Genomic DNA, 25,122 nt, shown 5'->3' with positions numbered 1-25,122 from the left:
ATTTGGTGTTTCCGGATTCGCTGCCGCTAGCCCGATTCGAAACATCATCCTGCAGTGCGCATCCCACGCGGCTGAGTCGGCGCCTGGGGCCAGATGGAACGGGATTTTTAGTACCCGGCTGAGACGGTCAGGCGTAACAGTAAGAAAAACAAGGAGGATTAGGGTGTTACAATTGGTAAGATTTGAGAAAACATCAGGAAAAAGTTGACGGGCTACCCTGCTGCTGTCCCTAATCGGGGCCAGAGCCGCGGGCAGCGGCCAGTCCGGCAGTAACGCCGGAAAGGGAGGAGATAAAGTTGGCTCAGATGCAGATGGGCGCCGAAGGGATGCAATCCCTGCCGGCGCTGCTTCAACGCAATGCGGCGCAATTCACGGAGGCACCAGCCTACCGGGAAAAGGAATTTGGCATTTGGCAATGCTGGACCTGGGCCGAGACGGCAAAGGAAATCGAGGCGCTGGCGTTGGGGTTGATCAACCTTGGCGTGAATGAGGGTGACTTTGTTGCCATCATCGGCCGCAACCGTCCTTACCTTTACTGGTCGATGGTTGCTGCGCAGGCGGTGGGTGCCGTGCCTGTGCCGCTTTACCAGGATGCGGTGGCGGAGGAGATGGCCTATGTGCTGGGCCACTGCGGTGCGCGTTTTGTGATCGTGGGCGATCAGGAGCAGGCTGACAAGGTCATCGAGATCCAGGACCAGCTTCAGCAGTTCGAGCACATGATCTATCTGGATCCGCGCGGGATGCGGAAATACGACCATACCCAACTGCACCAGTTCAGCCACATCCAGGAGCAAGGCCGCGCCGCCCATGACGAGCTGATCGGTGAGCTGCAGTCACGCCAGGCCAAGCTGGACTACGATAGCACCTGCGTGATGCTTTACACCTCCGGCACCACCGGCAAGCCCAAGGGTGTGGTGCTGTCAAACCGCAATGTGATTGAAACCGCGCGTAACTCTTCTGAGTTCGACAATCTGTCTCAGGGCGAGAATATTCTTTCCTACCTGCCGATGGCCTGGGTTGGGGACTTCATCTTCTCGATCGGCCAGGCCTACTGGTGCGGCTTTTGCGTGAACTGCCCGGAAAGCCAGGACACCATGATGACGGACCTGCGCGAGATCGGGCCGACCTATTTCTTCGCCCCGCCGCGGGTGTTCGAAGGCCAACTGACGAACGTCATGATCCGGATGGAGGACGCAAGCACCCTGAAGCGCAAGATGTTCCACCATTTCCTGGCGCATGCGAAAAAGGTCGGCGGCAATATTCTGGACGGCAAGCCGGTGGGCCTGATGGACAGGCTGAAATACGCGCTGGGCAATGTGCTGGTTTACGGCCCGCTGAAGGACACGCTGGGGTATGGCCGTATCCGTGTGGGCTATACCGCAGGCGAAGCAATCGGGCCGGAAATCTTCGATTTCTACCGTTCGCTGGGCATCAACCTGAAACAGCTATACGGCCAGACCGAGGCCACAGTGTTCATCACCGTGCAGCCGGATGGCGAAGTGCGCGCAGACACCGTTGGCGTGCCGGCTCCGGAGGTTGAGATCAAGATCGACGACAACGGCGAGATCCACTACCGCTCGCCCGGCACCTTTGTTGAGTATTATAACAACCCGGAATCGACCGCCTCAACCAAGGATGCAGAGGGCTGGGTGGCCACCGGGGATGCGGGCTTCTTCGAGGAAGGTTCCGGCCACCTGCGGATCATCGACCGCGCCAAGGACGTGGGCAAGATGGCCGATGGCAGCATGTTTGCGCCCAAGTATGTGGAAAACAAGCTGAAATTCTACCCGGACATCCTGGAAGCAGTGCTGTTCGGAAATGGCCGTGACCGTTGCGTGGCCTTTATCAACATCGACCTGACGGCGGTCGGCAACTGGGCGGAGCGCAATAATATCGCCTATGCCTCCTATCAGGAGCTGGCAGGCCATCCGAAGGTTCTGGAAACCATCCGGTCGCATGTGACGGCGGTGAACAAGTCCGTGGCCGAAGACCCGATGCTGTCGGGCTGCCAGGTGCATCGCTTTGTCGTGCTGCACAAGGAACTGGATGCCGATGACGGTGAAATGACCCGCACCCGCAAGGTGCGCCGCCGCATCGTCGAGGAGAAATTTGCCGACATTATCACCGCGCTCTACGACGGCTCGGAGAAGGTCTCCACCGTTACCGAAGTGACCTATGAAGACGGCCGCAAGGGCTCGATCAAAGCGACTCTGACCATCGTCGATGCCGAAGTGAAACCGGCAGCGGTTCACAAGGTGGCCGCGGAATGATGCACGTTTCGCCGGAAAACTGTCTGCCCCGTGCCGGGCAGGCCGGAAGATCCTCAGATCAGGTCGGGGTTGAGACCAGGATTGTAGGCGGTGTTGACCACCTGCTGGATCTTGAAGGGGGAGCTGAACCCGTGTGTCTGCTCAATGATGGTGGCCAGGCTTTCGGATTGGCTGAGGCCCATCTGCTTGCATTCGAGTGCCATCTTCAAAAGGCAGGAATGCTCAAGTTCGCCGAACATAACGTCGATCTCCTTGCTGCTCGTTTTGAACAAGTATCGCATGGAAATCTTAAAATTTCTATGCGGCAAAAATATGGAGGCCGTTGTTATGCTTGATAATTCCGATAGCTACGTCACCGAGGACGGCCGCACCATCGGCGGTGTGGTGATGGAAATGAAGAACATCACCCTGCGGTTCGGCGGCGTGATAGCTATCAAGGACATCTCCTTTGATATCCGCGAGGGCGAAATCCGCGCGATCATCGGCCCCAACGGTGCCGGCAAGTCTTCGATGCTGAATGTGATCTCCGGCTTTTATGTGCCGCAGGAAGGTGAAGTGCTGTTTCACGGCAAGCGCCGCCCGCCGATGCGCCCTTACGAGGTTGCGCGTCAGGGGATCGCCCGTACTTTCCAGAACATCGCGCTGTTCGAAGGCATGAGTGTGCTGGACAACGTCATGACCGGGCGCCTCAACTACATGAAAACAAGCCTGTTTTCCCAAGCGTTGTGGAAGGGCAAGGCCGAGGCGGAAGAGACTGAAAACCGGGAAGTGGTTGAAAAAATCATCGACTTCCTGGAGATCCAGCATATCCGCAAGACGCCAGTGGCACGGCTGCCCTACGGCTTGAAGAAACGGGTCGAACTGGCGCGCGCGCTGGCGGCGGAGCCGAAGCTTCTGTTGTTGGATGAGCCGATGGCCGGCATGAACGTCGAGGAGAAGGAGGATATGTCCCGCTTCATCCTGGATGTGAACGACGAATTCGGCACCACCATTGCCCTGATCGAACACGACATGGGCGTTGTGATGGACCTCAGCGACCGGGTCGTGGTGATGGATTACGGCAAGAAGATCGGTGACGGCACCCCGGATGAGGTGCGCAACAACCAGGATGTGATCGACGCCTACCTGGGGGTCAGCCATGACTGAGTTGCACCGCAGCAACACCCCCCCCCGGCAGGGTGACACCCGTACACCGCCTGTGCACCGCCTGTGCACCGCCGCAGCGCAGAATTCCGAGGAGAGCCTCTAATGCCCGAACAACTCGTCTTTGCGATGGAAGTGACGCTCAACGGCCTGATGGCGGGCGTGCTCTATGCGCTGGTCGCGCTGGGGTTCGTCCTGATCTACAAGGCCTCCGGTATCTTCAACTATGCCCAAGGTGTTCTGGCGCTGTTTGCGGCGATGACACTGGTGGGGATCATGCAGGGACAGGTGCCGTTCTCGCATCTGATCAACGCGGTCTTTGGCGGCCATATCACCCATTTCGGCTGGAATGTTCCGGGCGCCGTGGCGATTGCGCTGACGGTTGCCGTGATGGTGCTGCTGGCCTGGCTGGTTCAGGTGCTGGTGATGAAGCATCTGGTTGGGCAGGAACCGATCATCCTGTTCATGGCCACCATCGGTCTGGCCTACTTCCTGGAAGGCGTTGCCGACCTGATGTGGGGCTCCGAGATCAAGACGCTTGACGTGGGCCTGCCGCAGGGCATCAACCTGTGGATCGACGAGACCACCTTCAACATCTTCGGCTACGGCTTCTTTATCGACAATCTGGATATTGTGGCGACGGTGATTGCGGCGCTGCTGGTGGCGGGGCTGGTGGCTTTCAGCCAGTACACCAAGCAGGGCCGGGCCATGCGCGCGGTGGCGGATGATCACCAGGCGGCGCTGTCGGTCGGCATCTCGCTGAACTTCATCTGGGTTCTGGTGTGGTCGGTCGCAGGTTTCGTGGCGCTGGTTGCGGGCATCGTCTGGGGCACCAAGTCCGGTGTGCAGTTCTCGCTGTCGCTGATCGCGCTGAAGGCGCTGCCGGTGCTGATGCTGGGCGGCTTCACCTCGATCCCCGGCGCCATCGTTGGCGGCCTGATCATCGGCGTCGGCGAAAAGCTGTTCGAATTCGCGGTCGGCCCGCTGGTGGGCGGCGCGACCGAGAACTGGTTTGCCTATGTGCTGGCGCTCTTGTTCCTGGTGTTCCGCCCGCAAGGTCTGTTCGGGGAGAAGATCATTGAACGGGTCTGAGGCTCATATGATCTGCTCCCGGCACGCTCAGCCTTCGAGCCGGCGGAAGGCGGCGACAACGATGGCGGCGCAGACCGTGGCGACCAGAGTGAAGGCGATGGTGATGTTGCCGATCAGCTGCCCGGCCACGAAGGTCAGCAGCCCGGCCATCAGCAGCCCGATCAGCACCGTACCCCACGGGCCGGGCGCTGCTTTGGAAGCCTGCCGCCGCGGCGGCTCAAACTCAAACGGCGGCAGCACGGTTGCATCCTCCACCGTTTCCAGCAGTCGGCCCTTTGCCTCTGCAAAGTCAGCCTCGGATATGTCGCCCCTCTTCCGCGCGGCCTCCAGCCGCCGGATTTCCTCGAAAATCACGGTCATTTGTTCCACTCACTCTACCCGCGAACAGGGTTCCACAAAGAAGTGGGCAAAATGTGTCCAAGCCGGGAAATCTGACAAAGTGGTTAACGCCGGGGGTGCGGCATGACCAAGCAGCTCGCCGTCATCAACGTGATTGCCTGGGCCGGTTTCTGGGCCTTCGGCTACCTGGCGCTGACGGCAGAAAGCTACAGCGAAACCCAGGTGGTGACCGCGGCGCTGCTGGCCTCGGCCGGGCTGATCACCGGCATCATCGCCTATTTGCGGCTGGTGCGCGGCAGCGAACGCAGCGGCTATGCAAAACCGTCGAACCGGATGACGCGCGACCAGCGCGACGCGGCGCAGGCCCAGTGGGGGCAGATCGAATGAGCGCCGCCGCAATCAATAACAGTATCCGCGCAGGCAGCATCGCCAACGCGCAAAAGAAAGGGAGCATCTGAGACATGTTCTACCGTGAAGCCGGGGATTTCAAAGTCTCCTATGCCGATGACAGCCAGACGTTTCCGATCAAGTTTGACCGCTACCGGTACTATGCGGTGCTGGCGGTGGCCTTCGGCCTTATCCCCTTCCTGATCAATGATTACTGGGCCAATGCGATCCTGCTGCCATTCCTGATCTATTCGATCGCGGCGATCGGTCTGAACATCCTGGTCGGCTATTGCGGCCAGGTGTCCCTGGGCACCGGCGGGTTCATGGCGGTGGGGGCCTATGCCTGCTACAAGCTGATGACTGCCTTCCCGGAGGTCAGCATGTTCCTTCATGTGATCCTGGCGGGCGGTATTACCGCGTTTGTCTGTGTGCTGTTCGGCCTTCCGTCCTTGCGCATCAAGGGGTTCTACCTGGCGGTGGCAACGCTGGCGGCCCAGTTCTTTTTGGTGTGGCTGTTCAACCGGGTGCCGTGGTTCTACAACTATTCCGCCTCAGGCCAGATCAACGCGCCAGAACGCGATACCTTCGGCATCATCATCACCGGGCCCAATGCGCCGGCCTGGGCCACCTACCTGTTCTGCCTGATCTTCCTGACGGTCTGCGCGTTGATTGCCCGTAACCTGACCCGCGGCACCGTGGGCCGAACCTGGATGGCGATCCGCGACATGGATATTGCTGCCGAGATCATCGGGGTGAACCCGCTGAAGGCGAAGCTGACGGCTTTTGCTGTCTCCGGTTTCTTCATCGGCATCTCCGGCGCGCTGTTCTTTGCGGTCTACCTGGGCGCTGTCGAGGTCGGCGAGGCCTTTGGCATCCAGAAATCGTTTCTGGTGCTGTTCATGGTGATCCTCGGCGGTCTGGGCTCAATCTTCGGAAGCTTTGCGGGAGCGGCCTTCCTTGTTCTGCTGCCGGTGGTGCTGAAAGTGGTGGGTGTGGACCTTCTGAACTGGCCCACCGACATTGTTGCGCATTTCCAGCTGGTGATCGTGGGGGCGCTGATCATCGTCTTCCTGATCGCAGAGCCGCACGGCATGGCCCAGCTGTGGCGCGTTGCCAAAGAAAAACTGAGACTGTGGCCTTTCCCGCACTAACGCGGGCGGCCTGGAGAGCTGGCGGGGAGAAAAAAGACGACCCCCCGTTTGAAGACAACCATCGGATAAGACCAAAGGGAGGATTTAAGCCGATGAAAAAGACACTGACCACTCTGGCGCTCGGCGCCGCGATGGCAGCGGGTCCGGCAATGGCGGATCTGGTGTTCCCGGACCTCAGCTACCGGACCGGACCCTACGCGGCGGGCGGCATTCCGTTCTCTGACGGCTACAACGATTATTTCACCTTGCTGAACGAGCGAGATGGCGGCATCGGCGGCGTCAAGGCCAAGGTGATCGAATGCGAGACCGGCTATAACACCGAAAAGGGGGTGGAGTGCTATGAAGCGACCAAGGGCGAAGGCGCGCTGGTCTATCAGCCGCTGTCCACCGGCATCACCTATCAGCTGATCCCCAAGGTGACCGCGGATGGAATCCCGCTGCACACCATGGGTTATGGCCGCACCTCGGCGGCTAACGGTGAAGTGTTCAGCCACGTGTTCAATTATCCGGCCAACTACTGGAACGGTGCGTCCGGCGCGGTGAACCATCTGCTGGAGATCAACGGCGGCGACATCAACGGCAAGAAAATCGCTCTGGTCTTCCACAACTCTGCCTACGGCAAGGAGCCGATCCGCACGCTGGAAGAACTGTCCAAGAAACACGGGTTTGAGCTGACCCTGCTGCCGGTAGATCACCCGGGCCAGGAGCAAAAATCGCAGTGGCTGCAGATCCGCCGCGAAAAGCCCGATTATGTGGTGATGTGGGGCTGGGGCGTGATGAACCAGGTGGCGATCCAGGAAGCCGCCAACATCCGGTTCCCGATGGAAAACTTCATCGGTGTCTGGTGGTCCGGCGCCGAATTTGACGTGGAGCCGGCAGGTGACAAGGCCACAGGCTACAAGGCGCTGACCTTCACCGGCTTGGGCATGGACTACCCGGTCTACGACGATCTCAAGAAATTTGTGGTCGACTCCGGCAAGGCGTCTGGCGCTGGTGATCAGCTGGGTTCGGTGCAGTACAACCGCGGCCTCTATGCGGCGATGCTGGCTGCAGAGGCCGCCAAAACGGCGCAGGAGCTGCACGGAACCGCTGACATTACTGCAGCAATGATGCGTGACGGCATGGAAGCGCTGGAAATGACCAACGCCAAGATGGAAGCGCTGGGCATGGCGGGCTTCGGGCCGGAGTTCACGGTCAGCTGCGACAACCACGGCGGTCCCGGCCTTGTGGGCGTGGTGCAGTGGGATGCTAGCTCCAAGACCTGGAATGCGATCTCTGACTTCATGCCGACCGACGGTGAAGTGATCGGCCAGCTGATCGAAGAGGACTCCGCCGCTTACGCTGCAGAGAACGGCATCGAGCCTCGCTGCAACTAAGGGGTCTCACCGGCCCTGCAGTGGCGGGGCCGGAAACAACCGGCGCGGCGGGGAGCCGCCGCGCCACGCAATCAGGGTCCGGGACAAGAACCGGGACAGGCATGAGGACACGCTTTGATGCTGGATGCAGCGAACACCGCCGCCGATACTTCCGATGTGCAGGCCGAGACCCTGCTGGAGGTCAACAATATCGAGGTTATTTACAATCACGTGATCCTCGTCCTGAAGGGCGTGAGCCTGAATGTGCCCAAGGGCGGCATCACCGCGCTGCTGGGCGGCAACGGCGCTGGCAAGACCACAACGCTGAAGGCGGTCTCCAACCTGCTGCATTCGGAACGCGGCGAGGTCACCAAGGGCTCGATCAAATACCGTGGCGAGAATGTGCATGAGCAGGACCCGGCGGAACTGGTGAAGAAGGGCGTCATTCAGGTGATGGAAGGCCGCCACTGCTTTGAGCACCTGACGGTGGAAGAAAACCTGCTGACCGGCGCCTATACCCGCCGTGACAGCGGCGCGGATATCCAGAAAGACTTGGAGATGGTCTATCACTATTTTCCGCGGCTGAAGGAGCGGCGGAAGAGCCAGGCCGGATATACCTCCGGCGGCGAGCAGCAGATGGTGGCGATGGGCCGTGCGCTAATGTCCCGTCCGGAAACCATCCTGCTGGACGAGCCGTCGATGGGGCTGGCGCCGCAGCTGGTGGAGCAGATTTTCGAGATCGTTAAATCGATCAACGAGCAAGAGGGCGTGACCTTCCTGCTGGCCGAGCAGAACACCAACGTCGCTCTGCGCTATGCCCACTACGGCTACATCCTGGAATCCGGCCGGGTGGTGATGGACGGGCCTGCGGCAGAGCTGCGGGAGAACCCGGACGTGAAAGAATTTTACCTCGGCATGTCGGATGAGGGGCGCAAGAGCTTCCGCGACGTGCGGTCCTACCGCCGCCGCAAGCGGTGGCTGAGCTGATGCGGGATGGTGATGTGATGAGCTTTTTTGACACCCTTGAAACCCGCAGCGCAGACAAACGCGCCGCAGACCTGGCCAGGGCGCTGCCGGAGCAAATCGCCCGCGCCAAGAGTGCAGCCGGATATGCCAGGCTGCTGGACGCGGTGGACCCGGCGGCGGTGACCTCAGCAGAGGCGCTGGCGAAACTGCCGGTTCTGCGTAAATCGGAACTGGGCCGGGCACAGGCCGAGAATCCTCCCTTTGGCGGTTTTACTGTGAAGCCCGCGCACGGCTTTGCCCATATCTTCCAGAGCCCCGGCCCGATCTACGAACCTGGCGGAGTGGACGGCGACTGGTGGCGGATGGGGCGTTTCCTGAACGCGGCCGGTATCGGTCAGGGCGACGTGGTGCAGAACTGCTTTGGCTACCACCTGACACCAGCGGGTATGATCTTTGAGAACGGGGCACGGGCGGTTGGCGCCGCGGTGCTGCCGGCTGGCACCGGCCAGACCGAGCTTCAGGTGACCGCGGCGCGTGACGTCGGCGCCACCGCCTATGCCGGCACGCCGGACTACCTCAAGGTCATCCTGGACAAGGCTGATGCCATGGGCGTGGAGCTAACGTTCTCCAAGGCGGCAGTGGGTGGCGGCGCGCTGTTCCCCAGCTTGCGCCAGGAATACGCCGACCGCGGGATTTCTTGCCTGCAGTGCTATGCCACTGCCGATTTGGGCAATATCGCCTATGAAAGCCCGGCGATGGAGGGGATGATTGTTGATGAGCATGTGATCGTCGAGATCGTCACCCCCGGAACTGGCAATCCAGTGGCGCCGGGCGAGGTGGGCGAGGTCGTGGTGACAACGCTGAATCCCGATTACCCGCTGATCCGGTTTGCCACCGGCGACCTGTCGGCGGTGATGCCGGGAGTCTCTCCCTGCGGGCGCACCAATCTGCGGATCAAAGGCTGGATGGGCCGCGCTGATCAGACTACCAAGATCAAGGGCATGTTCGTGCGCCCCGAACAAGTGGCAGCGCTGGTAGAAAAGCATGATGAGATCGTTAAGGCACGGGTCATTGCCACCCGCGATGGCGAGATGGATGCGATGACGGTGCAGATCGAGGCCGAGGGCGGTGACGAGACGGCCTACGCACGCTCGGTTGTCGAGGTGCTTAAGCTGAAGGGCAAGGTCGAGGTGGTCGCGCCCGGGGCGCTGCCCAAGGACGGGCTGGTGATCGAGGACCAGCGGACCTACGACTGAGCTGTCTGTTTTGCCGGCAAGCACGGGCGCTGGATACGGGCGCCCGTTTTCTGTTTTGAGGGGCCGATGAGCGGGGCCGCGCTTTCCGGCTGGAATTTCTGACTGGAATAGTCGAAATAGGGCGGAGTGAAACCTTCGCCTGACCATGACCGCCGTTAATGACCGCTGCCAATGAATCCATAGAATACGCCCCGCACGGCCGCCGCCTTGGCGGCAAAAGCGGCGGGGGCGTCTTTGCGGTGCTGGCTTGGGCAGTGGCGTTGTCTTGCCTGCTGCCGATGGTTGCCGTGGCGTTGGCGGCGGCCTTCGGGGGGACGGACACCATCAGTCACCTGGCTGAGACAGTTCTGCCGGGGTATTCACTGACCACACTGGCGCTTGTGGCCATGGTGGCGCTTGGCACTTTCGCCATCGGCACCGGGGCAGCCTGGCTGGTTACGATGACGCGGTTTCCCGGTGCAAGGCTGCTGGAGGTGGCGCTGGTTTTACCGCTGGCCTTTCCGGCCTATGTTCTGGCCTATGCTTATACCCATATTCTGGACCATCCAGGCATTGTGCAATCCACATTGCGTGAGGTGACCGGTTGGGGCCCGCGGGACTACTGGTTTCCCGAGATCCGATCCACCGGCGGGGCGGCGGCGATGCTGGTGCTGGTGCTGTACCCCTATGTCTACCTTCTGGCGCGGGCGGCCTTCATGCAGCAGAGCGCGGGGGCCTTTCTGGCAGCGCGGGCGCTCGGCAAAAATTCCTGGCAGGCGTTCTGGATGGTCAGCCTGCCAATGGCGCGGCCTGCGATTGCTTCCGGTGTTCTGCTGGCGGTGATGGAGACGATCGCGGATTTCGGCACGGTTTCCTATTTCGGGGTGCAGACCTTTGCCACCGGTATTTACACCAGCTGGTTCTCGCTTGGCGACCGGGGCGGGGCGGCACAGCTGGCTTTGTGCCTCTTGGGTTTTGCGCTAACGCTGGCGGTGGTGGAGCGGGCGACGCGGGGGCGGGCGAAATACCACCACGCGGGCAAGCACCACAATCAGATGCCGCCTGCGGAACTGGGCGGGTTCAAGGCCGTGGTTGCGGTATTTTGCTGTGCCGTTCCGGTGGTTCTGGGATTTCTGCTGCCGGTGGCCGTGCTGTTTACGATGAGCTTTGATTCCGAACAGAACCTGTTCAGCCGCCGCTACATCGATTTCACGGCAAATTCGATCACTCTGGCCGCGGCCGCGGCGGTGCTGACAATGGCAGCGGCGGTATGCCTCGGGTTCTATCAGAGACTGCGGCCCGGGCGGGTGTCGGCGGCCGCGGCCTATTTCGCACGGCTGGGGTATGCGGTACCTGGCGGGGTAATTGCGGTGGGGCTGATCGTTCCCTTTGCGGCCTTTGACAATGCGCTTGATGCCTGGATGCGGGAGAGTTTCGGAATCCGCACCGGGCTCTTGGTGACCGGCTCGATCTGGCTGCTGGTTGCGGCTTACGGGGTTCGCTTCATGGCGGCCGCCTTGGGGGCCTATGAAGGCGGGCAGGCGACGATGCATTCCAACATGGATGCGGCGGCGCGGTCACTGGGGCAGGGGCCGATGGGGATGCTGCGGCGGGTGCATCTGCCGATCCTGACGCCCAGTCTGCTGACCGCGCTGCTGATCGTGTTCGTGGATGTGATGAAGGAACTGCCCGCGACGCTGATCATGCGGCCTTTCAATTTCGACACGCTGGCGGTCCAGGCGCACAGGCTGGCCGCGGATGAAAGGCTGGAGGGCGCCGCGGTGCCCTCGCTGGTGATCATGGCGGTGGGCTTGCTGCCGGTGATCCTGATCTGCCGGCAAGTGGGGCGGCGGCGTTAGAGGCCGCCGGGCCCGGGGGCGGCTTATGCCGTCCACCAGGCCTCAATCTCTTCGCGGGAAATCCGGTCTGCCGGACCCAATCCGACCAGGACTGTTTCCTCCGCCTCGCAGCGCTTGGCCTCCACATGGCGGCCCACCACATGCAGTTCATAGGCACCGCCAGAGGTCAGCACGAAACCCTTCATCCGATAAAGCCCCGCGGGCCGTTCCGCCAGTTTGTCGCCCAAGGCGCGGCGGTCAAGGACGGCGGAGCTGCGGTGCTGCCAGGTGGTGTAAGCGGGATGCACCGCCACGGCGCGTCCCTTGGGCAGCGGCACCACGTCAAACAGCAACTCCGCCACCGGAGTGCCTTTCAGCACAGTGGGAGTGCGGGCATCGGCCTTGTTCAAAAGTGCAGCGAGCGGCTCGCTGATTGCGTCGCATTTTGTGGCGATTACCAGGTCGGCCGCGCGGATCTGCTGTTCCGCCTGCGGGGCAACCAGCGGATCGTTCAGCAGGGTTTCGGCATTCTCTGCATCGACCAGGGAGACGATGCCGCCGTAGCTGAGGCCGGGTTCATTCAGAACGGAATTGGCAATGGCAACCGGGTCGGAAATGCCGCTGGCTTCAATCAGCAAGTGGTCCGGGCGGTCCGCCCTATCCAGAATTTCCCGCAAGGCAAGGGAGAGATCGTCACCCATCGTGCAGCAGACGCAGCCGTTGGTCAGTGCGATTTTTCCGCCATCGGTATCGCGGATCAGCGCATCATCGATATTGACTGCGCCGAAGTCGTTGACGATCACGGCCAGCTTCAGCCCGTGTTCCTCCGCCAAAAGGCTGTTGATCAGAGTGGTCTTGCCAGCGCCCAGATAGCCGCTGACAATTGTGACCGGCAGCCTGTTCATGCGTTCTGCCCCTGCAGGCCCCGGCATTCTCTCAACCGCATATTTTCTCCCAATATGATACTTTTCATTTGGGCAGCTATAAGAGTGAAGGGCCGCCGGGTCTAGCGAAAGCTGGGCGCAGGAGGTGATGACGGACCGTGAAGCGTCAGGCGCATGTTTGCCTGGTGATGCGCCGTGGTCACTTGGCGTCAGTAAACAAATGGCGCGGAGTATTCCGCGCCATTTTCCGTCGGCTTGTTCTGAGAAGGCTTATTTCCAGCCCACGTCGTTGAAGATCTTCTGTGCCTCAGGCAGGTTCTTGGCAACCTCCGACAGGTTCACGTCGTCCGGTTTGAAGTGGCCAAGCGCCGCGATCGACGGGGCCAGACCGACACCGGAAACTGCCGGATATTCGTCATTGCCGGACGAGAAATACTGCTGCGCAGAATCGCTGGAGAGATATTCCAGGAACTTGATGGCGTTTTCCTTGTTCGGGGCATGCTTGGCCACCCCGCCGCCCGAAAGGTTCATATGCGCGCCTTCTTCGTTCTGGGAGGGGAAAAGCCAGGCGATCTGGTCGCGGTGTTCGGACAGGCCCTTGACCTCCTTGCGGATGGAACGGGCGAAATAATAGCTGTTGCCGACAGCAATTTCGCATTCACCGGAGACGATGCCGCGCATCTGGTCGATGTCGCCGCCCTGGGGATCGCGTGCCATGTTGGTAACCACGCCTTCGGCCCATTCGCGGGCTTTTTCGGCACCGTGATGTGTCACAATGGATGCCAGCAGGGTCTGGTTGTAGGTGTTCTTGGAGGAACGGATGCAGACCTGCCCCTTGTAGGCGGGATCGGCCAGATCCAGATAGGTCTGCGGCGGATTGGATACGCCTTCCTTGTCATAGAAGATGATGCGGGCGCGCTGGCTGAAGCCGAACCACTGGTTGTCCTCATCCTGCAGATAGGCGGGAACGCGCGCCTCCAGCACTTCGCTGTCGATGCTTTGCAGAACGCCGGCGTTTTTGGCACGGGTCAGGCGCGAGGTGTCGACGGTGATCAGAATGTCAGCCGGGGAGTTTTCGCCCTCGGCGTTCATCCGCGCGATCAGCTCATCGGCGTTGCCCTCGATGCGGTTGATGGTGATGCCGGTGGCCTCTTCGAAGTCCGAGTAAAGCTGTTCGTCGGTGTCGTAGTGGCGCGAGGAGTAGATGTTCAGCTCGCCCTCGGCTGCAGCGGCGGTGGCAACAGCTGCGCTCAGCGCGCCGGCCAGTACGGTTGTGGCTTTCAGCATTGGATGTCCCGTTCTTGGTTAGATCAGTTTTCCGACTGAAAGAGTCGATTAAAGCATCTGACAGAAGATGCAATGAATTTCCGACTGAAATAGTCGGAAAGTTGTCAGGTTGAGGTGAATGGGCGGGGCTGCGAGGGTCTTCGCCGTGCCAGGCCGCGAGTGCCTACGGCCAAACGCAAAAAAACCGCATCGGATGATGCGGTTTTCTGCATGTCGCTGTGGCGGATCTTAGCCCTGGCGCGCTTTGAACTTGCGCTGGGTCTTGTTGATCACGTACACGCGGCCTTTACGGCGCACAACCCGGCAATCGCGGTGCCGGTTCTTCAGCGAACGGAGCGAGTTCTTGACCTTCATGGTCTCTCTCCTTGTCTGCGGCGCGAACCAGCGCCTGGGTTAGCGGGTGCTTGGGCCGGAGCCGAAGCAGTGAATGAATGGTGGGCGATACAAGGATCGAACTTGTGACCCCTTCGATGTCAACGAAGTGCTCTACCGCTGAGCTAATCGCCCACTCTGGCCTGCGCTGCGTTCCTGCCCCTCAGAAGTGAAAGGGGCGCGGGGTGCCGCGCCGGTGAGGGGGTCTATAAATAGAGTCGCCGGCGGGCGCAAGAGCTTTTGACCGCAGAAATTTCCGCGATATGCTGTTTCTTGCAAAAGAAGCACCGGAGCAAGGATGCCTGATACAGCGTTTTCCGTGATTTCCCCGCAGAAACTGGCCTCGGCTGTGGTTTTTGCCTCTCCGCACAGCGGCGCGGACTATACCGATTCCTTTCTGGCACAATCGATTCTGGGGCGGCGGGAGATCCGCAGCTCGGAGGACGCCTTTGTTGATCAGCTGTTTCAGGCTGCGCCTGAGTTCGGGGCACCGCTGTTGAAGGCGCTGAAGCCGCGCGCCTACCTGGACCTGAACCGATCGCCCGACGAACTGGATCCGGCGGTGATCGAGGGGGTGCAGAGGCGCGGGCAGAACCCGCGGGTCGCGTCCGGTCTGGGGGTGATTCCGCGGGTGGTGGCCAACGGCCGGGCGATCTACAGCGGCAAGCTGCCGCTGGCCGAGGCTGAGCGGCGGATCATGACGTGCTGGCACCCCTACCACACGGCATTGAAAGGCCTTCTGGAGCAAGCGCACCGGCGGTTCGGCCAGGCGATTCTGGTGGACTGTCATTCGATGCCGCATGAGGCGGTGGACGCGATGGCAGCCGGGAGGTCGGGCAAGCCGGAGGTCGTGCTGGGCGACCGGTTCGGGGCGGCGGCCGAAAGCGGCGTGGTGGACCGGATCGAAGCGGCCTTTGCTGCAGCCGGGCTGAAAGTTGCACGCAACACGCCCTTTGCCGGCGCTTACATTGCTCAGACCTATGGCCGCCCCTCGCGGCGCCAGCATGCGGTGCAGATTGAGATCGACCGGGCTCTTTATATGGATGAGGTCAATATCCGGCCCAATGCGAACTTCGACTCGCTGCAGAAGCTGCTGAGCCAGGTTGCAGCGGAAATCGCTCTTATTGGCCAGGAGGAGCTGCCGCTGGCGGCCGAATAGCCTCTGCCGTGAAGTCAGCGCAGGGCGCGGCCCTTCAGAATCGCACTTTCGCCGAATCTTTTGCGGATGGCGTCGGTGGCGCGTTCGGCCTCTGCCCTTTTTCCGGCGTGCGGATCCAGGAGGTCGCCGCTGTCATCAGCCTGCGATTCGGGCACCAGGTCTGAGATCCCGCAGCCCAGGAGGCGGTAGGGGCCTTCGTTGCCGACCTGATCAAGCAGGCCGCGGGCGGTGCGGTAAATCCGGTCGGCAATCTGGGTCGGGCTGTGCAAGGTGACACGCCGGGTCAGCGCCGAGTGGTTGGCGCGCTTCAGCTTGAGTGTCACCACCCGGCCTGCCATCTCCCGCGCCTTGGCCCGGTCGGAAACTTTTTCCGCCAGCCTCCACAGATGGCCGTCGAGCACGTCAAGGCAGGCAGTGTCTTCGAAGAAGGTGGTCTCGTTGGAAATCGATTTGATTGGTTCGTGTGCCGAAACCCGGCGCTTGTCCTGACCGCGGGCCAGGTGCCACAACCGGTCCCCCATCGAGCCGAAACGGCTCTGCAAGGCATCACGGTCCCAGCGCAGCAAGTCCGAGAAGGTGCGGATGCCGGCCTTGTCCAGGCTGGCCTGGGCGGCCGGGCCGATGCCCCAGATCAGCCGCACCGGTTTGTCGCGCAGGAAGTCGCCGGTCTCCGCTTTGCCGATCACTGAAAACCCGCGCGGCTTGTCGAGGTCGGAGGCGACCTTGGCCAGGAACTTGTTGTGGCTGAGGCCGATGGAGCCGGTGACGCCCAGTTCGTCCTTCATCCGCTTGACCAGCCGGGCCAGCATCATTGCAGGTGGTGCGCCGTGCAGCTTTTCGGTGCCGGTCAGGTCCATAAAGGCTTCGTCCAGCGACAGCGGTTCCACATCCGGGGTCAGCTCATTCATCATCTTGCGGATTTCGCGGCTGACCTCGACGTAGACATTCATCCGCGGCTTGATCACCACGGCCTCCGGGCAGAGTTTCAGCGCCTGGAACATCGGCATGGCGGAGCGCACGCCGCGGATGCGGGCGACGTAGCAGGCGGTGGAGACCACGCCGCGCTTGCCGCCGCCGATGATCACCGGTTTGGTGGTCAGTTCCGGATTGTCGCGTTTTTCGACGCTGGCGTAAAAAGCGTCGCAATCCATGTGAGCGATACTGAGAGAGAACAGCTCCTCATGCGCCTTGATCCGTGGGCTGCCGCAATGGGGGCAGCGCCGGGCGGCGGTGATCTGACTCAGGCAGTCTCGGCAAAGGGCGTGCATGGAGTGCGGCAGGCTGTGGTCTAGGAGAGTTAAGTTTAACTTGCTGCGGAGGTCTTGTCTTTAACGCGGCGGGTTTCCAAGTGACAGATTATGACATCAGCAAACGAAGAATTTGCCGGCGCGAAGCTGGCGCTGTTTCTGGGGCAGGATTTGCTTGTCATCCAGCGCGATGACAAGCCGGATATTCCCTATCCCGGGCATTGGGATTTGCCGGGCGGGGGCCGGGAGGGGGATGAAAGCCCCCAGGTCTGCGCCCTGCGCGAAACTTATGAAGAGGTCGGGCTGGTGCTGCCGCCGGAACTTTTGAACTGGTCCCGGGTGTACCGGCGTCCGCACGGGCGGGTCTGGTTTTTTGCCGCGCATTTGCCCGCCTCGGCCGCAGGGCAAATCCGGTTCGGGAATGAGGGGCAGGGCTGGGCGCTGATGGCGCCGGAGGCATATTGCGAACATCCGCTGGCCGTGCCGCATTTTGCTGCGCGGCTGCGGGACTATCTCACCGAAAGGAGAAGTTTACAGGGCCGGAAAGAAAGATCCCCCGCTAGTATGCGGGGGGAAGGTGACGGGTCTCAGGAAGAAAAACCCGTCTGGGGAGTGTCTCAAGACTAGAATCGCTCACACGGCGCTGTTTCGCAAAGTTTGCGGGACCGGACCGGGGCTGCGGGTTTTTCGGGTGTGTTATTTTTGGCACAGGACGATTTGGCGCAGAGCTTCCTGCGGCTGCTGGTTTCATCAGCGAAATGAGAAGCTTGACGTTGCGTCAATGTCCTGAGGCCGCGCGGCTGGCAGGGAAATGGTTCGCCCGCCGCACATTTTTCTTTCCGCCTAATTTTTGTGCAGACCGGAGTTTGCGCAGGCTGCAACGCGGGTTCATCGCCGGTGATCCCGCTGTATCACCGGTGGCTTTGCGCCTACAGTTTGGCGGCAGCTAGTTCTGCCAGGATTGCTTCGGCAGCGGTGCGGGGGCTGTCCGCCTTCCAGATCGGGCGGCCTACCACAATGTGGTCAGCGCCGTCCGAGATGGCGCTGGCGGGAGTGGCGACGCGTTTCTGGTCACCCAGAGCTGCTCCAGCAGGGCGGACTCCAGGGGTGACGATCAGCTTGCCCTTCGCCTCGGGCAGGGCGCGGATTAGGGCTGCTTCCTGCGGGCTGGCGATGACGCCATCGGCGCCGGCCGCAAAGGCATTGCCTGCGCGCTCCAGCACCAGATCCTGTACCGCGCCGTCCTTGATCAGGGCTCCGTTCAGATCCTGGCGGTCCAGCGAGGTCAGGATGGTGACGGCGAGGATCTTGAGGTCCTTGTCCGCGGCGCCTTCCTTGGCGGCGCGCACCACATACGGGTCGCCATGAACGGTGAGAAAGTCGAGGTCGAACTGCGCCAGGCCCCGTACCGCGTTTTCCACTGTGGCGCCGATGTCGAACAGTTTCATGTCCAGGAAGATGCGTTTTCCTTGTTCCTGCTTCAGCTCGTTGGCGAGCGCCAGGCCGCCGCCGGTAAGCATGCCGAGGCCAATTTTGTAGAAAGAGACGGCATCGCCCAGCTGTTCGGCAAGCTTCAGCCCCGCCAGTGCGTTGGGGACATCCATGGCAACAATCAGACGGTCGTCGGCGCGCGGGGCGTGGGTCATGGCGTGGTCCTTTGTGGCGGGTTTGGCATGAAACTGGCGTTTCATACGCAAGGGGCGGCTGATGGGCAAGACGCGGCGCGGCGCGCTGGAATCCGGATAGGTTCTTGGCGGCGGCAGCTGTGGCTGAAAAGTTGACGCAGGTCAGGGATTTGAACACCTTTTCCCGGCAGAATGGGTTGAAGCGGCGGGATCGCTTCCCAAATTGAACCTTGAGGCCCGGACCGGGGCGTGCCGCCAAGCGGGCGCTGCAAAACCAGAGGGCGCTTGAAAAAGGAGAGCAAGATGGACTTGAACAAGTTCACGGAGCGTGCACGGGGATTCGTGCAGGCAGCGCAGACCATTGCGATGCGCGAAGGGCACCAGAGGCTGGTGCCGGAACATATTCTGAAAGCTTTGATGGATGACGATCAGGGGCTGGCGAGCAACCTGATTTCCCGTGCCGGAGGGACCCCCGCGCGCGTGGCCGAAGCTGTTGATGCGGCTGTTGCCAAACAGCCCAAGGTTAGCGGTGATGCGGCGCAGATCTATCTCGATGGGCAGACTGCGAAAGTGCTGGATGAGGCCGCCAAGATTGCCGAGAAGGCTGGCGATAGCTTTGTGCCGGTGGAGCGCCTCCTGATGGCGCTTTGCATGGTGAAGTCGAAGGCTAAGGAAGCCCTGGAGGCGGGCGAGGTTTCCGCCCAGAAGCTCAACGAGGCGATCAACGATATCCGCAAGGGACGCACAGCCGACTCGGCAACAGCTGAGGAAGGCTATGATGCGTTGAAGAAATATGCCCGCGACCTCACTGAGGCGGCGCGTCAGGGCAAGATCGATCCTATCATCGGCCGCGACGAGGAAATCCGCCGCTCGATGCAGGTGCTGTCACGCCGGACCAAGAACAATCCGGTGCTGATCGGTGAGCCGGGTGTGGGTAAGACCGCGATTGCCGAGGGCATGGCGCTGCGCATCGTCAACGGTGATGTGCCCGAATCCCTGCGCGACAAGAAGCTTCTGGCGTTGGACATGGGGGCGCTGATCGCTGGTGCGAAATACCGCGGTGAGTTCGAGGAGCGCCTGAAGGCGGTCCTGACTGAAGTCACCGAGGCTGCGGGCGAGATCATCCTGTTCATCGACGAGATGCACACGCTGGTGGGGGCGGGCAAATCCGACGGTGCCATGGACGCGGCCAACCTGATCAAGCCTGCGCTGGCCCGTGGTGAGCTGCACTGCATCGGTGCCACCACGCTGGATGAGTACCGCAAATACGTGGAGAAGGATGCGGCCCTGGCCCGCCGGTTCCAGCCGGTGATGATCACCGAGCCGACGGTGGAGGACACCGTGTCGATCCTGCGCGGCATCAAGGAGAAGTACGAGCTGCACCACGGGGTGCGCATTGCCGATGCGGCGCTGGTCGCGGCGGCAACGCTGTCGAACCGTTATATCACCGACCGCTTCCTGCCGGACAAAGCGATCGACCTGGTGGACGAGGCAGCCTCCCGCCTGCGGATGCAGGTGGATTCGAAGCCGGAGGAGCTGGATGCGCTGGACCGGCAAATCCTGCAGATGCAGATCGAGGAAGAGGCGCTGAAGCTTGAGGAGGACGCCGCCTCCAAGGACCGGCTGGAGAAGCTGCAGAAGGAACTGGCCGAGCTGCAGGAGCAGTCCGCCCAGATGACCGCGCAGTGGCAGTCGGAGCGGGATAAGCTGGCCTCGGCCCGCGACCTGAAGGAACAGCTGGACCGCGCCCGTGCGGAACTCGACATTGCCAAGCGGGAGGGCAACCTGGCCAAGGCTGGTGAGCTGTCCTATGGCGTCATTCCGGGGCTGGAGAAGCAGCTGGCGGATGCCGAGCAGAAGGAAGAGCAGGGGCTGATGGTCGAAGAGGCCGTGCGGCCCGAGCAGATCGCCGCCGTTGTCGAGCGCTGGACCGGCATTCCGACCTCCAAGATGCTGGAGGGCGAGCGCGAGAAGCTTTTGCGCATGGAAGATGAGTTGCACCGCCGGGTGATCGGCCAGAACGCCGCCGTCACCGCGGTTGCCAATTCTGTGCGCCGGGCGCGGGCGGGTCTGAATGACGAGAACCGGCCGCTGGGCTCCTTCCTGTTCCTCGGCCCGACGGGAGTCGGTAAGACGGAGCTGACCAAGGCGGTTGCCGGCTTCCTGTTCGACGACGAACACGCGATGGTGCGCATCGACATGTCGGAATACATGGAGAAGCACTCGGTCGCCCGCCTGATCGGCGCGCCTCCGGGCTATGTCGGCTATGACGAGGGCGGGGCGCTGACCGAGGCCGTGCGCCGCCGCCCCTATCAGGTGGTGCTTTTCGACGAGGTCGAGAAGGCGCATCCGGATGTGTTCAACGTGCTGCTGCAGGTGCTGGATGACGGCATGCTGACCGATGGCCAGGGCCGCACTGTCGACTTCAAACAGACGCTGATCGTGCTGACCTCCAACCTTGGCGCGCAGGCGCTGAGCCAGCTGCCCGACGGCGCCGATGCGTCGGAGGCCAAGCGCGATGTGATGGATGCGGTTCGCGCCCACTTCCGGCCCGAGTTCCTGAACCGCCTGGACGAGACCATTATCTTCGACCGGCTGAACCGCAAGGACATGGACGGCATCGTCGAGATCCAGATCGCCCGGCTGCTCAAGCGGCTGGCGGGGCGCAAGATCACGCTGGAGCTGGACGAGGCGGCCAAGACCTGGCTGGCCGATGAGGGCTATGATCCGGTGTTCGGCGCCCGGCCGCTGAAGCGGGTGATCCAGCGTGCGCTGCAGAATCCGCTGGCCGAGGCCCTGCTGGGCGGCGAGATCAAAGACGGCGATACTGTCCCGGTCACGGCCGGCAGCGAGGGCCTGATCATTGGCGAGCGGCTGGGCACCAGCGGCAGGCCGCGCCCTGATGATGCCGTCGTGCATTAAACGGCCCTGCATAAAGTGCAGGATGTGAACCGGAAAGGCCCGCCTGTAGTGGCGGGCCTTTTCTTGTCTGCTTGGCCGCGCATTTTGTGACAGTGCTAGAAAGCGCTAGACTGGCAGCTGTTCCAAGCCAAGGCGCCGGCCCCATGATCCGCATCAGGCGCAGAGCAGCCTTTACCGCATTTCTCCTCGCGCTGCTGTGCGGCGCGCTGGCGGCCTATGTACTGGACGGACAGCCGCGCCCGGTGGAGGACATGGTTGCCTGGTTGCGCAGCACAGGGGGCTGGGCGCCGCTGGCGGTGATCGTACTGATGGTGTTGCATTCCTTTGTGCCGTTTCCGGCGGAAATCCTGGCGCTGTGCGCGGGTGCGATCTTTGGCACGTTATTGGGGGCGGCGCTGATCTGGACCGGGGCGATGCTTGGGGCGCTGGTGGCTTTTGGGATCGCGCGCCGGCTGGGGCAGGAGGCGGTCCGGGCCTGGCTGAGCGAGGCGCAGGCGCAGCAGCTGGATGCGTGGACCGAGGAGCGGGGTGCGCTGGCGCTCCTGGCCGCGCGCCTGATTCCAGTTATAGCTTTTAACCTGATCAACTATGCCGCAGGGCTGACCCGGGTCCGCCTATGGACTTTTGTCTGGACCACGGCGCTGGGCATTCTGCCGGTAACGCTATTGTCCACATGGTTCGGTGCGCGGATGCTGGGTATGAACTGGCCAGTGCTGGCGGCGGTTTCAGCCGGGTTACTGATTGGTCTGTTTGCCATGCACCGGCTGGCTAGGCCATGGATCTGATGCGGGCAGGGTGATGCAATGTGAGCGGCGGTTAACTGCCCGCCGCCGCTTCCTTCGCCATCCGGCGCTCGTATTTGCGGCGCAGCACTTTCAGCTGAGGTTCCCAATTGTAGCGGCTGTCTTCGGTGGTTGCCGACCAAAACAGCTTGCCGCCATACCGCCAGGGATCGAGCACGATACCCTCGTAAATGCCGTTGCCCTTGGCGGCGATCACTGCTGTGCTGTGGTCTATGCGGAATTCGTTCTTCGGCTCTGCAATGGCGCGCAGCATGGTAAGGGTCTGGAAATTTTCCTGATTGAGGCGGGCCTGCATGTCCTCGGCGTAATGTACGCAGATGCCGCGTTCCTTGATTCCGCTGTTGACCAGCGTGTTGTGAACGATCGGCGAGGTGGTGACATTATACTGCCGGGCCAGATGGGCGGAGTAGCTGTAGGCAAGCTCGGCTGCGCGGCGGGCTTCATCCGGATCCACCTGCGGGTCCAGCGACTGCAGGGCGACAGACAGCTCCTCGACATCGCCCTTGGTGGCGGTGGGGTTTGTGCTGCAGCCTGCCAGCGTTACGGCGGTCAGAATCAACAGGGTCGCAAAAAGGGATTTCATCGTGGCCTGCCAGGTGCGGTTTCCGGTTCCGGCCAGCATAAGGGTTTCATTGCCGGGGTGAAGCGGGGATTTCCGGCCTGCTGTTCTCAGCCGGGCCGCAGTGGTGCACACGTTACAGATCTCTCGCGCAGTCGTGAGAGGTTATGTTTTGGGTTTTGGGCCCTGAACCGTTACCAGAAGAAGGACCCGCATTTTCAGGAGACTTAAATGGCGCGCCGCTGGACCAATAACCTGACCCTTGCCGACGCAACCTCGGAGGCGGCCTTCTGGAACCGCCGCCGTATCATGGCCGGGGTGGCGGGCACCGGGCTTGCGGCAGCACTGGGCGGCCAGGCGCGGGCGGAGGGCGAGCGGACGGAAGAACTGCTGGAGCCCAACACCTGGGAAGAGGTAACCAGCTATTGCAACTTCTATGAGTTCGGAACCGGCAAGGGCGATCCGTCCAAGTATGCGGACCGGATGACCATTGAGCCGTGGAGCGTCACGATCGATGGCCTGGTCGAAAAGCCGGGCGAATATTCGTTTGACCAGATCCTGGGTGAAATGACGCTGGAGGAGCGCATCTACCGGTTTCGCTGCGTCGAGGCCTGGTCCATGGTCGTGCCCTGGCAGGGGTTTGAGCTGGCTGACCTGCTGAACCTGGCAGAGGTCCAGGACGGCGCGAAATACGTTGCCTTTGAGACTCTTTACCGCCCGGCCGAAATGCCCGGCACCGTTTACAAGGTTCTGGACTGGCCCTACCGCGAGGGTCTTCGCCTGGATGAGGCGATGCATCCGCTGACGATCATGGCGACCGGCATCTTCGGCAAACCGCTGCCCAACCAGAACGGTGCGCCGCTGCGGCTGGTGGTGCCATGGAAATACGGTTTTAAATCGATCAAGTCGGTGGTGCGGATCACTCTGACCGATGCGGAGCCGCCCACCAGCTGGAACATGGCCAACCCGCGCGAATACGGCTTCTACAGTAATGTAAACCCGGATGTCTCGCATCCGCGATGGAGCCAAGCCACCGAACGCCGCATCGGCGGCGGTCTGTTTGCGCGCCGCCGGCCGACGCTGATGTTCAATGGGTACGAGGACGAGGTCGCCGCTCTCTATGAGGACATGGACCTGAGCGAGTATTTCTGAGGAGGCAGCGGATGGAACTTGCAAACCAGCTTCTCCGGCGGCTGCCTGTCTGGGCGGTCTACCTTCTGGGAGCGCTGCCTGCCCCCTGGCTGTTCTATCTTGGCCTGACGGGCGGACTCGGCGTGGAGCCGGTCAGGGCGCTGGAGCATGAATACGGTGAGCTTGCGCTGCAGCTTCTGATCCTGACGCTGGCCATTTCGCCGCTGCGCCGTCTGCTCGGCCTCAATCTGATGAAGTTCCGCAGGGCGGTTGGACTGCTGTGCTTCTTTTATGTCCTGTGCCATCTGCTGGTCTGGCTGCTGCTGGATGTGCAGATCCCTGGCCAGATCCTCACTGATATTGCCAAGCGGCCTTATATCACCATCGGCATGGGCGCCTTTGTCCTGATGCTGCCGCTGGCGCTGACCTCCAACAACCTTTCGGTCCGCAAGCTCGGCCGCACCTGGTCCCGGCTGCACCGGCTGACCTATGGCGCTGCTGTTTTCGGTGCCGTGCATTTTGTGATGCTGGCGAAAGGGTTTCAGATTGAGCCGCTGATTTACCTGGGGCTGGTGCTGTGCCTGCTGGCGCTGCGTCTGGCCGGCAGCCGCTGGCTGCGGCAGCTTTCGGGGGCGCTGGTTTCGGGCCGGACCTAGATCCGGAACTATTGGAAGACGTCTGAAGGACTTCTGCTGGGCCCTCCTCATTGCTTAGGGCCTGCCCGCTTATTTGTTTTTCTCGCGATTCCCCCGGGGGCTTTGGGCTGGAGTGGGGCTGGGCGGAAGGAAACCTGGTTTGGGAGACCGCGATTCCTGTCATTGCGTCTGTGGATAATGGGGTTGAGTCTGTGGGTAAGTGCTGCGGGCACCGGTTTGGCGGTGTCCGGGGTGGTTTGAGGCGCGGGGGAGGGGCGGCAACCGGGTCAGTGTTTCTGACTTTGTTTTGCTGTAATGTATTGATTTTGTTTGATTTGTGATTTTTCTTTCCGGAATTCTGCGTTTTTCTGAATTTTTGGGTTGCGGGTGTTTGGCGGTGTCCGTAAAAGCCCCCTCACCGGCGGCGCTGAGGCGCAGCTGAGACACACCGGACAGGGCGGCGGCGACGCGGGACTGGACGGGAAACGCACCGGAGAGACGGTGGGACGCGCTGGAGAGACGGCGGCATCTGAGGGTTTGGATGAGGCGGGCGCGCCGTGAGATTGGCGCATCGGTCTGTTTTTGGGCTTCGGGTGGCAGCATTGCTCTTTGACATTGATGGATGACTGAAGAGATATGCGGGCGGTTTGGTTCATTTCGATGGATCAGCCGATGCATATCGCGCTGCTAGGATTTAGGTCCGATGATGCAGTGTCAGCTTC

The 25,122-nt window shown here is 61.7% G+C and carries 22 protein-coding genes, 1 tRNA gene and 1 pseudogene; 15 read left to right on the top strand and 9 right to left on the bottom strand.

Annotation, left to right across the window (positions count from 1 at the left end; all coding sequences use genetic code 11):
- Nucleotides 1-305: 305 nt before the first annotated feature.
- Nucleotides 306-2,270, top strand: a complete 1,965-nt coding sequence (locus tag KUV26_RS11055) for an AMP-binding protein (protein WP_261399855.1) — start codon at nt 306-308, stop codon at nt 2,268-2,270.
- 53 nt (nt 2,271-2,323) lie between these two features.
- Here KUV26_RS11055 and KUV26_RS11050 read toward each other — a convergent pair whose 3' ends face one another.
- Nucleotides 2,324-2,542 (bottom strand): hypothetical protein, encoded by a 219-nt coding sequence (locus KUV26_RS11050; RefSeq protein WP_261398736.1) that lies wholly within the window; start codon nt 2,540-2,542, stop codon nt 2,324-2,326.
- A 55-nt stretch (nt 2,543-2,597) separates the two neighbouring features.
- Between KUV26_RS11050 and KUV26_RS11045 the strand changes: the two genes are divergently transcribed.
- Both KUV26_RS11045 and KUV26_RS11040 read left to right on the top strand, forming a co-directional pair.
- Entirely contained in the window at nt 2,598-3,416 is an 819-nt protein-coding gene (locus KUV26_RS11045) for an ABC transporter ATP-binding protein (RefSeq protein ID WP_222508381.1), read from the top strand.
- A 102-nt stretch (nt 3,417-3,518) separates the two neighbouring features.
- Entirely contained in the window at nt 3,519-4,505 is a 987-nt protein-coding gene (locus KUV26_RS11040; protein WP_065268514.1) for a branched-chain amino acid ABC transporter permease, read from the top strand.
- A gap of 27 nt (nt 4,506-4,532) precedes the next feature.
- Here KUV26_RS11040 and KUV26_RS11035 read toward each other — a convergent pair whose 3' ends face one another.
- Nucleotides 4,533-4,865: an SHOCT domain-containing protein gene (locus KUV26_RS11035; RefSeq protein ID WP_222508380.1), complete on the bottom strand. Its 333-nt coding sequence runs from the start codon at nt 4,863-4,865 to the stop codon at nt 4,533-4,535.
- A gap of 102 nt (nt 4,866-4,967) precedes the next feature.
- On the opposite strand from KUV26_RS11035, the gene KUV26_RS11030 reads away from it, so the two are divergent.
- The 6 genes from KUV26_RS11030 (at nt 4,968) to KUV26_RS11005 (ending at nt 11,797) form a co-directional block, all read left to right on the top strand.
- Nucleotides 4,968-5,231: a hypothetical protein gene (locus KUV26_RS11030; protein ID WP_222508379.1), complete on the top strand. Its 264-nt coding sequence runs from the start codon at nt 4,968-4,970 to the stop codon at nt 5,229-5,231.
- A 74-nt stretch (nt 5,232-5,305) separates the two neighbouring features.
- Nucleotides 5,306-6,382: a branched-chain amino acid ABC transporter permease gene (locus KUV26_RS11025; protein WP_222508378.1), complete on the top strand. Its 1,077-nt coding sequence runs from the start codon at nt 5,306-5,308 to the stop codon at nt 6,380-6,382.
- Nucleotides 6,383-6,474: 92 nt separating this feature from the next.
- Nucleotides 6,475-7,758, top strand: coding sequence for an ABC transporter substrate-binding protein (locus tag KUV26_RS11020; RefSeq protein WP_222508377.1), 1,284 nt, complete (start codon nt 6,475-6,477; stop codon nt 7,756-7,758).
- A gap of 117 nt (nt 7,759-7,875) precedes the next feature.
- Nucleotides 7,876-8,724 carry an ABC transporter ATP-binding protein gene (locus KUV26_RS11015; protein ID WP_222504278.1) on the top strand — a complete coding sequence of 283 codons (849 nt, stop codon included), beginning with the start codon at nt 7,876-7,878 and terminating at the stop codon, nt 8,722-8,724.
- Between the two features lie 17 nt (nt 8,725-8,741).
- Nucleotides 8,742-9,959 carry a phenylacetate--CoA ligase family protein gene (locus KUV26_RS11010; protein ID WP_222508376.1) on the top strand — a complete coding sequence of 406 codons (1,218 nt, stop codon included), beginning with the start codon at nt 8,742-8,744 and terminating at the stop codon, nt 9,957-9,959.
- A gap of 158 nt (nt 9,960-10,117) precedes the next feature.
- Nucleotides 10,118-11,797, top strand: a complete 1,680-nt coding sequence (locus KUV26_RS11005) for an ABC transporter permease (protein ID WP_222508375.1) — start codon at nt 10,118-10,120, stop codon at nt 11,795-11,797.
- A 23-nt stretch (nt 11,798-11,820) separates the two neighbouring features.
- Here KUV26_RS11005 and KUV26_RS11000 read toward each other — a convergent pair whose 3' ends face one another.
- From KUV26_RS11000 to KUV26_RS10985, 4 genes are all read right to left on the bottom strand, one after another.
- Nucleotides 11,821-12,681 carry a CobW family GTP-binding protein gene (locus tag KUV26_RS11000; protein WP_222508374.1) on the bottom strand — a complete coding sequence of 287 codons (861 nt, stop codon included), beginning with the start codon at nt 12,679-12,681 and terminating at the stop codon, nt 11,821-11,823.
- A 249-nt stretch (nt 12,682-12,930) separates the two neighbouring features.
- On the bottom strand, nt 12,931-13,947 hold the full coding sequence (locus tag KUV26_RS10995) for a Fe(3+) ABC transporter substrate-binding protein (RefSeq protein ID WP_222504282.1): 1,017 nt from the start codon (nt 13,945-13,947) through the stop codon (nt 12,931-12,933).
- A 228-nt stretch (nt 13,948-14,175) separates the two neighbouring features.
- The gene (gene ykgO, locus KUV26_RS10990) at nt 14,176-14,301 is read right to left on the bottom strand and encodes a type B 50S ribosomal protein L36 (protein ID WP_005648635.1); all 126 of its coding nucleotides are present in this window, start codon (nt 14,299-14,301) and stop codon (nt 14,176-14,178) included.
- A 78-nt stretch (nt 14,302-14,379) separates the two neighbouring features.
- Nucleotides 14,380-14,454: transfer RNA gene (locus KUV26_RS10985), tRNA-Val, on the bottom strand.
- Between the two features lie 163 nt (nt 14,455-14,617).
- Here KUV26_RS10985 and KUV26_RS10980 point away from each other — a divergent pair.
- Complete coding sequence (locus KUV26_RS10980; RefSeq protein WP_222508373.1) at nt 14,618-15,478, top strand: N-formylglutamate amidohydrolase; 861 nt, start codon at nt 14,618-14,620, stop codon at nt 15,476-15,478.
- Between the two features lie 14 nt (nt 15,479-15,492).
- Here KUV26_RS10980 and KUV26_RS10975 read toward each other — a convergent pair whose 3' ends face one another.
- Nucleotides 15,493-16,746, bottom strand: coding sequence for a DNA polymerase IV (locus KUV26_RS10975; RefSeq protein ID WP_222508372.1), 1,254 nt, complete (start codon nt 16,744-16,746; stop codon nt 15,493-15,495).
- 90 nt (nt 16,747-16,836) lie between these two features.
- Between KUV26_RS10975 and KUV26_RS10970 the strand changes: the two are divergent.
- A pseudogene (locus tag KUV26_RS10970) lies at nt 16,837-17,250 on the top strand (NUDIX hydrolase); the annotation flags it as partial.
- 404 nt (nt 17,251-17,654) lie between these two features.
- Here the strand turns inward: KUV26_RS10970 and pyrF are convergent.
- Nucleotides 17,655-18,371, bottom strand: coding sequence for an orotidine-5'-phosphate decarboxylase (gene pyrF / locus KUV26_RS10965; protein ID WP_222504301.1), 717 nt, complete (start codon nt 18,369-18,371; stop codon nt 17,655-17,657).
- Nucleotides 18,372-18,653: 282 nt separating this feature from the next.
- Here pyrF and clpB point away from each other — a divergent pair, with 282 nt between their 5' ends.
- Together clpB and KUV26_RS10955 are read left to right on the top strand one after the other, a co-directional pair.
- Nucleotides 18,654-21,272 carry an ATP-dependent chaperone ClpB gene (clpB, locus tag KUV26_RS10960; RefSeq protein ID WP_222508370.1) on the top strand — a complete coding sequence of 873 codons (2,619 nt, stop codon included), beginning with the start codon at nt 18,654-18,656 and terminating at the stop codon, nt 21,270-21,272.
- A gap of 143 nt (nt 21,273-21,415) precedes the next feature.
- On the top strand, nt 21,416-22,057 hold the full coding sequence (locus KUV26_RS10955) for a TVP38/TMEM64 family protein (protein ID WP_222508369.1): 642 nt from the start codon (nt 21,416-21,418) through the stop codon (nt 22,055-22,057).
- A gap of 31 nt (nt 22,058-22,088) precedes the next feature.
- Here the strand turns inward: KUV26_RS10955 and KUV26_RS10950 are convergent, their stop codons facing one another.
- Nucleotides 22,089-22,658, bottom strand: coding sequence for a hypothetical protein (locus KUV26_RS10950; RefSeq protein ID WP_222508368.1), 570 nt, complete (start codon nt 22,656-22,658; stop codon nt 22,089-22,091).
- 207 nt (nt 22,659-22,865) lie between these two features.
- On the opposite strand from KUV26_RS10950, the gene msrP reads away from it, so the two are divergent.
- Nucleotides 22,866-23,786 carry a protein-methionine-sulfoxide reductase catalytic subunit MsrP gene (gene msrP / locus KUV26_RS10945; RefSeq protein WP_222508367.1) on the top strand — a complete coding sequence of 307 codons (921 nt, stop codon included), beginning with the start codon at nt 22,866-22,868 and terminating at the stop codon, nt 23,784-23,786.
- Between the two features lie 11 nt (nt 23,787-23,797).
- The gene (gene msrQ / locus KUV26_RS10940; RefSeq protein ID WP_222508366.1) at nt 23,798-24,421 is read left to right on the top strand and encodes a protein-methionine-sulfoxide reductase heme-binding subunit MsrQ; all 624 of its coding nucleotides are present in this window, start codon (nt 23,798-23,800) and stop codon (nt 24,419-24,421) included.
- The last annotated feature ends 701 nt before the right edge of the window (nt 24,422-25,122 follow it).

The sequence above is a fragment of the Leisingera daeponensis genome (assembly GCF_019801465.1).
In the GTDB taxonomy this organism is placed as follows: domain Bacteria; phylum Pseudomonadota; class Alphaproteobacteria; order Rhodobacterales; family Rhodobacteraceae; genus Leisingera; species Leisingera daeponensis_A.
Note: the sequence above shows the minus strand (reverse complement) of the source record. Positions and strands in the feature narration are given on the sequence as shown.

Bases quoted from the DNA above. Each gene is read 5' to 3' on its own strand.
- KUV26_RS11035 (WP_222508380.1), bottom strand. From the start codon at position 4,865: ATGACCGTGATTTTCGAGGAAATCCGGCGGCTGGAGGCCGCGCGGAAG.
- clpB (WP_222508370.1), top strand. From the start codon at position 18,654: ATGGACTTGAACAAGTTCACGGAGCGTGCACGGGGATTCGTGCAGGCA.
- KUV26_RS11040 (WP_065268514.1), top strand. From the start codon at position 3,519: ATGCCCGAACAACTCGTCTTTGCGATGGAAGTGACGCTCAACGGCCTG.
- KUV26_RS11010 (WP_222508376.1), top strand. From the start codon at position 8,742: ATGAGCTTTTTTGACACCCTTGAAACCCGCAGCGCAGACAAACGCGCC.
- KUV26_RS11005 (WP_222508375.1), top strand. From the start codon at position 10,118: ATGACCGCTGCCAATGAATCCATAGAATACGCCCCGCACGGCCGCCGC.
- KUV26_RS11025 (WP_222508378.1), top strand. From the start codon at position 5,306: ATGTTCTACCGTGAAGCCGGGGATTTCAAAGTCTCCTATGCCGATGAC.
- KUV26_RS11045 (WP_222508381.1), top strand. From the start codon at position 2,598: ATGCTTGATAATTCCGATAGCTACGTCACCGAGGACGGCCGCACCATC.
- KUV26_RS10975 (WP_222508372.1), bottom strand. From the start codon at position 16,746: ATGCACGCCCTTTGCCGAGACTGCCTGAGTCAGATCACCGCCGCCCGG.
- KUV26_RS10995 (WP_222504282.1), bottom strand. From the start codon at position 13,947: ATGCTGAAAGCCACAACCGTACTGGCCGGCGCGCTGAGCGCAGCTGTT.
- msrQ (WP_222508366.1), top strand. From the start codon at position 23,798: ATGGAACTTGCAAACCAGCTTCTCCGGCGGCTGCCTGTCTGGGCGGTC.
- KUV26_RS11020 (WP_222508377.1), top strand. From the start codon at position 6,475: ATGAAAAAGACACTGACCACTCTGGCGCTCGGCGCCGCGATGGCAGCG.
- msrP (WP_222508367.1), top strand. From the start codon at position 22,866: ATGGCGCGCCGCTGGACCAATAACCTGACCCTTGCCGACGCAACCTCG.
- KUV26_RS11000 (WP_222508374.1), bottom strand. From the start codon at position 12,681: ATGAACAGGCTGCCGGTCACAATTGTCAGCGGCTATCTGGGCGCTGGC.
- KUV26_RS11030 (WP_222508379.1), top strand. From the start codon at position 4,968: ATGACCAAGCAGCTCGCCGTCATCAACGTGATTGCCTGGGCCGGTTTC.
- pyrF (WP_222504301.1), bottom strand. From the start codon at position 18,371: ATGACCCACGCCCCGCGCGCCGACGACCGTCTGATTGTTGCCATGGAT.
- KUV26_RS10955 (WP_222508369.1), top strand. From the start codon at position 21,416: ATGATCCGCATCAGGCGCAGAGCAGCCTTTACCGCATTTCTCCTCGCG.
- KUV26_RS10950 (WP_222508368.1), bottom strand. From the start codon at position 22,658: ATGAAATCCCTTTTTGCGACCCTGTTGATTCTGACCGCCGTAACGCTG.
- KUV26_RS11015 (WP_222504278.1), top strand. From the start codon at position 7,876: ATGCTGGATGCAGCGAACACCGCCGCCGATACTTCCGATGTGCAGGCC.
- KUV26_RS11055 (WP_261399855.1), top strand. From the start codon at position 306: ATGCAGATGGGCGCCGAAGGGATGCAATCCCTGCCGGCGCTGCTTCAA.
- ykgO (WP_005648635.1), bottom strand. From the start codon at position 14,301: ATGAAGGTCAAGAACTCGCTCCGTTCGCTGAAGAACCGGCACCGCGAT.
- KUV26_RS10980 (WP_222508373.1), top strand. From the start codon at position 14,618: ATGCCTGATACAGCGTTTTCCGTGATTTCCCCGCAGAAACTGGCCTCG.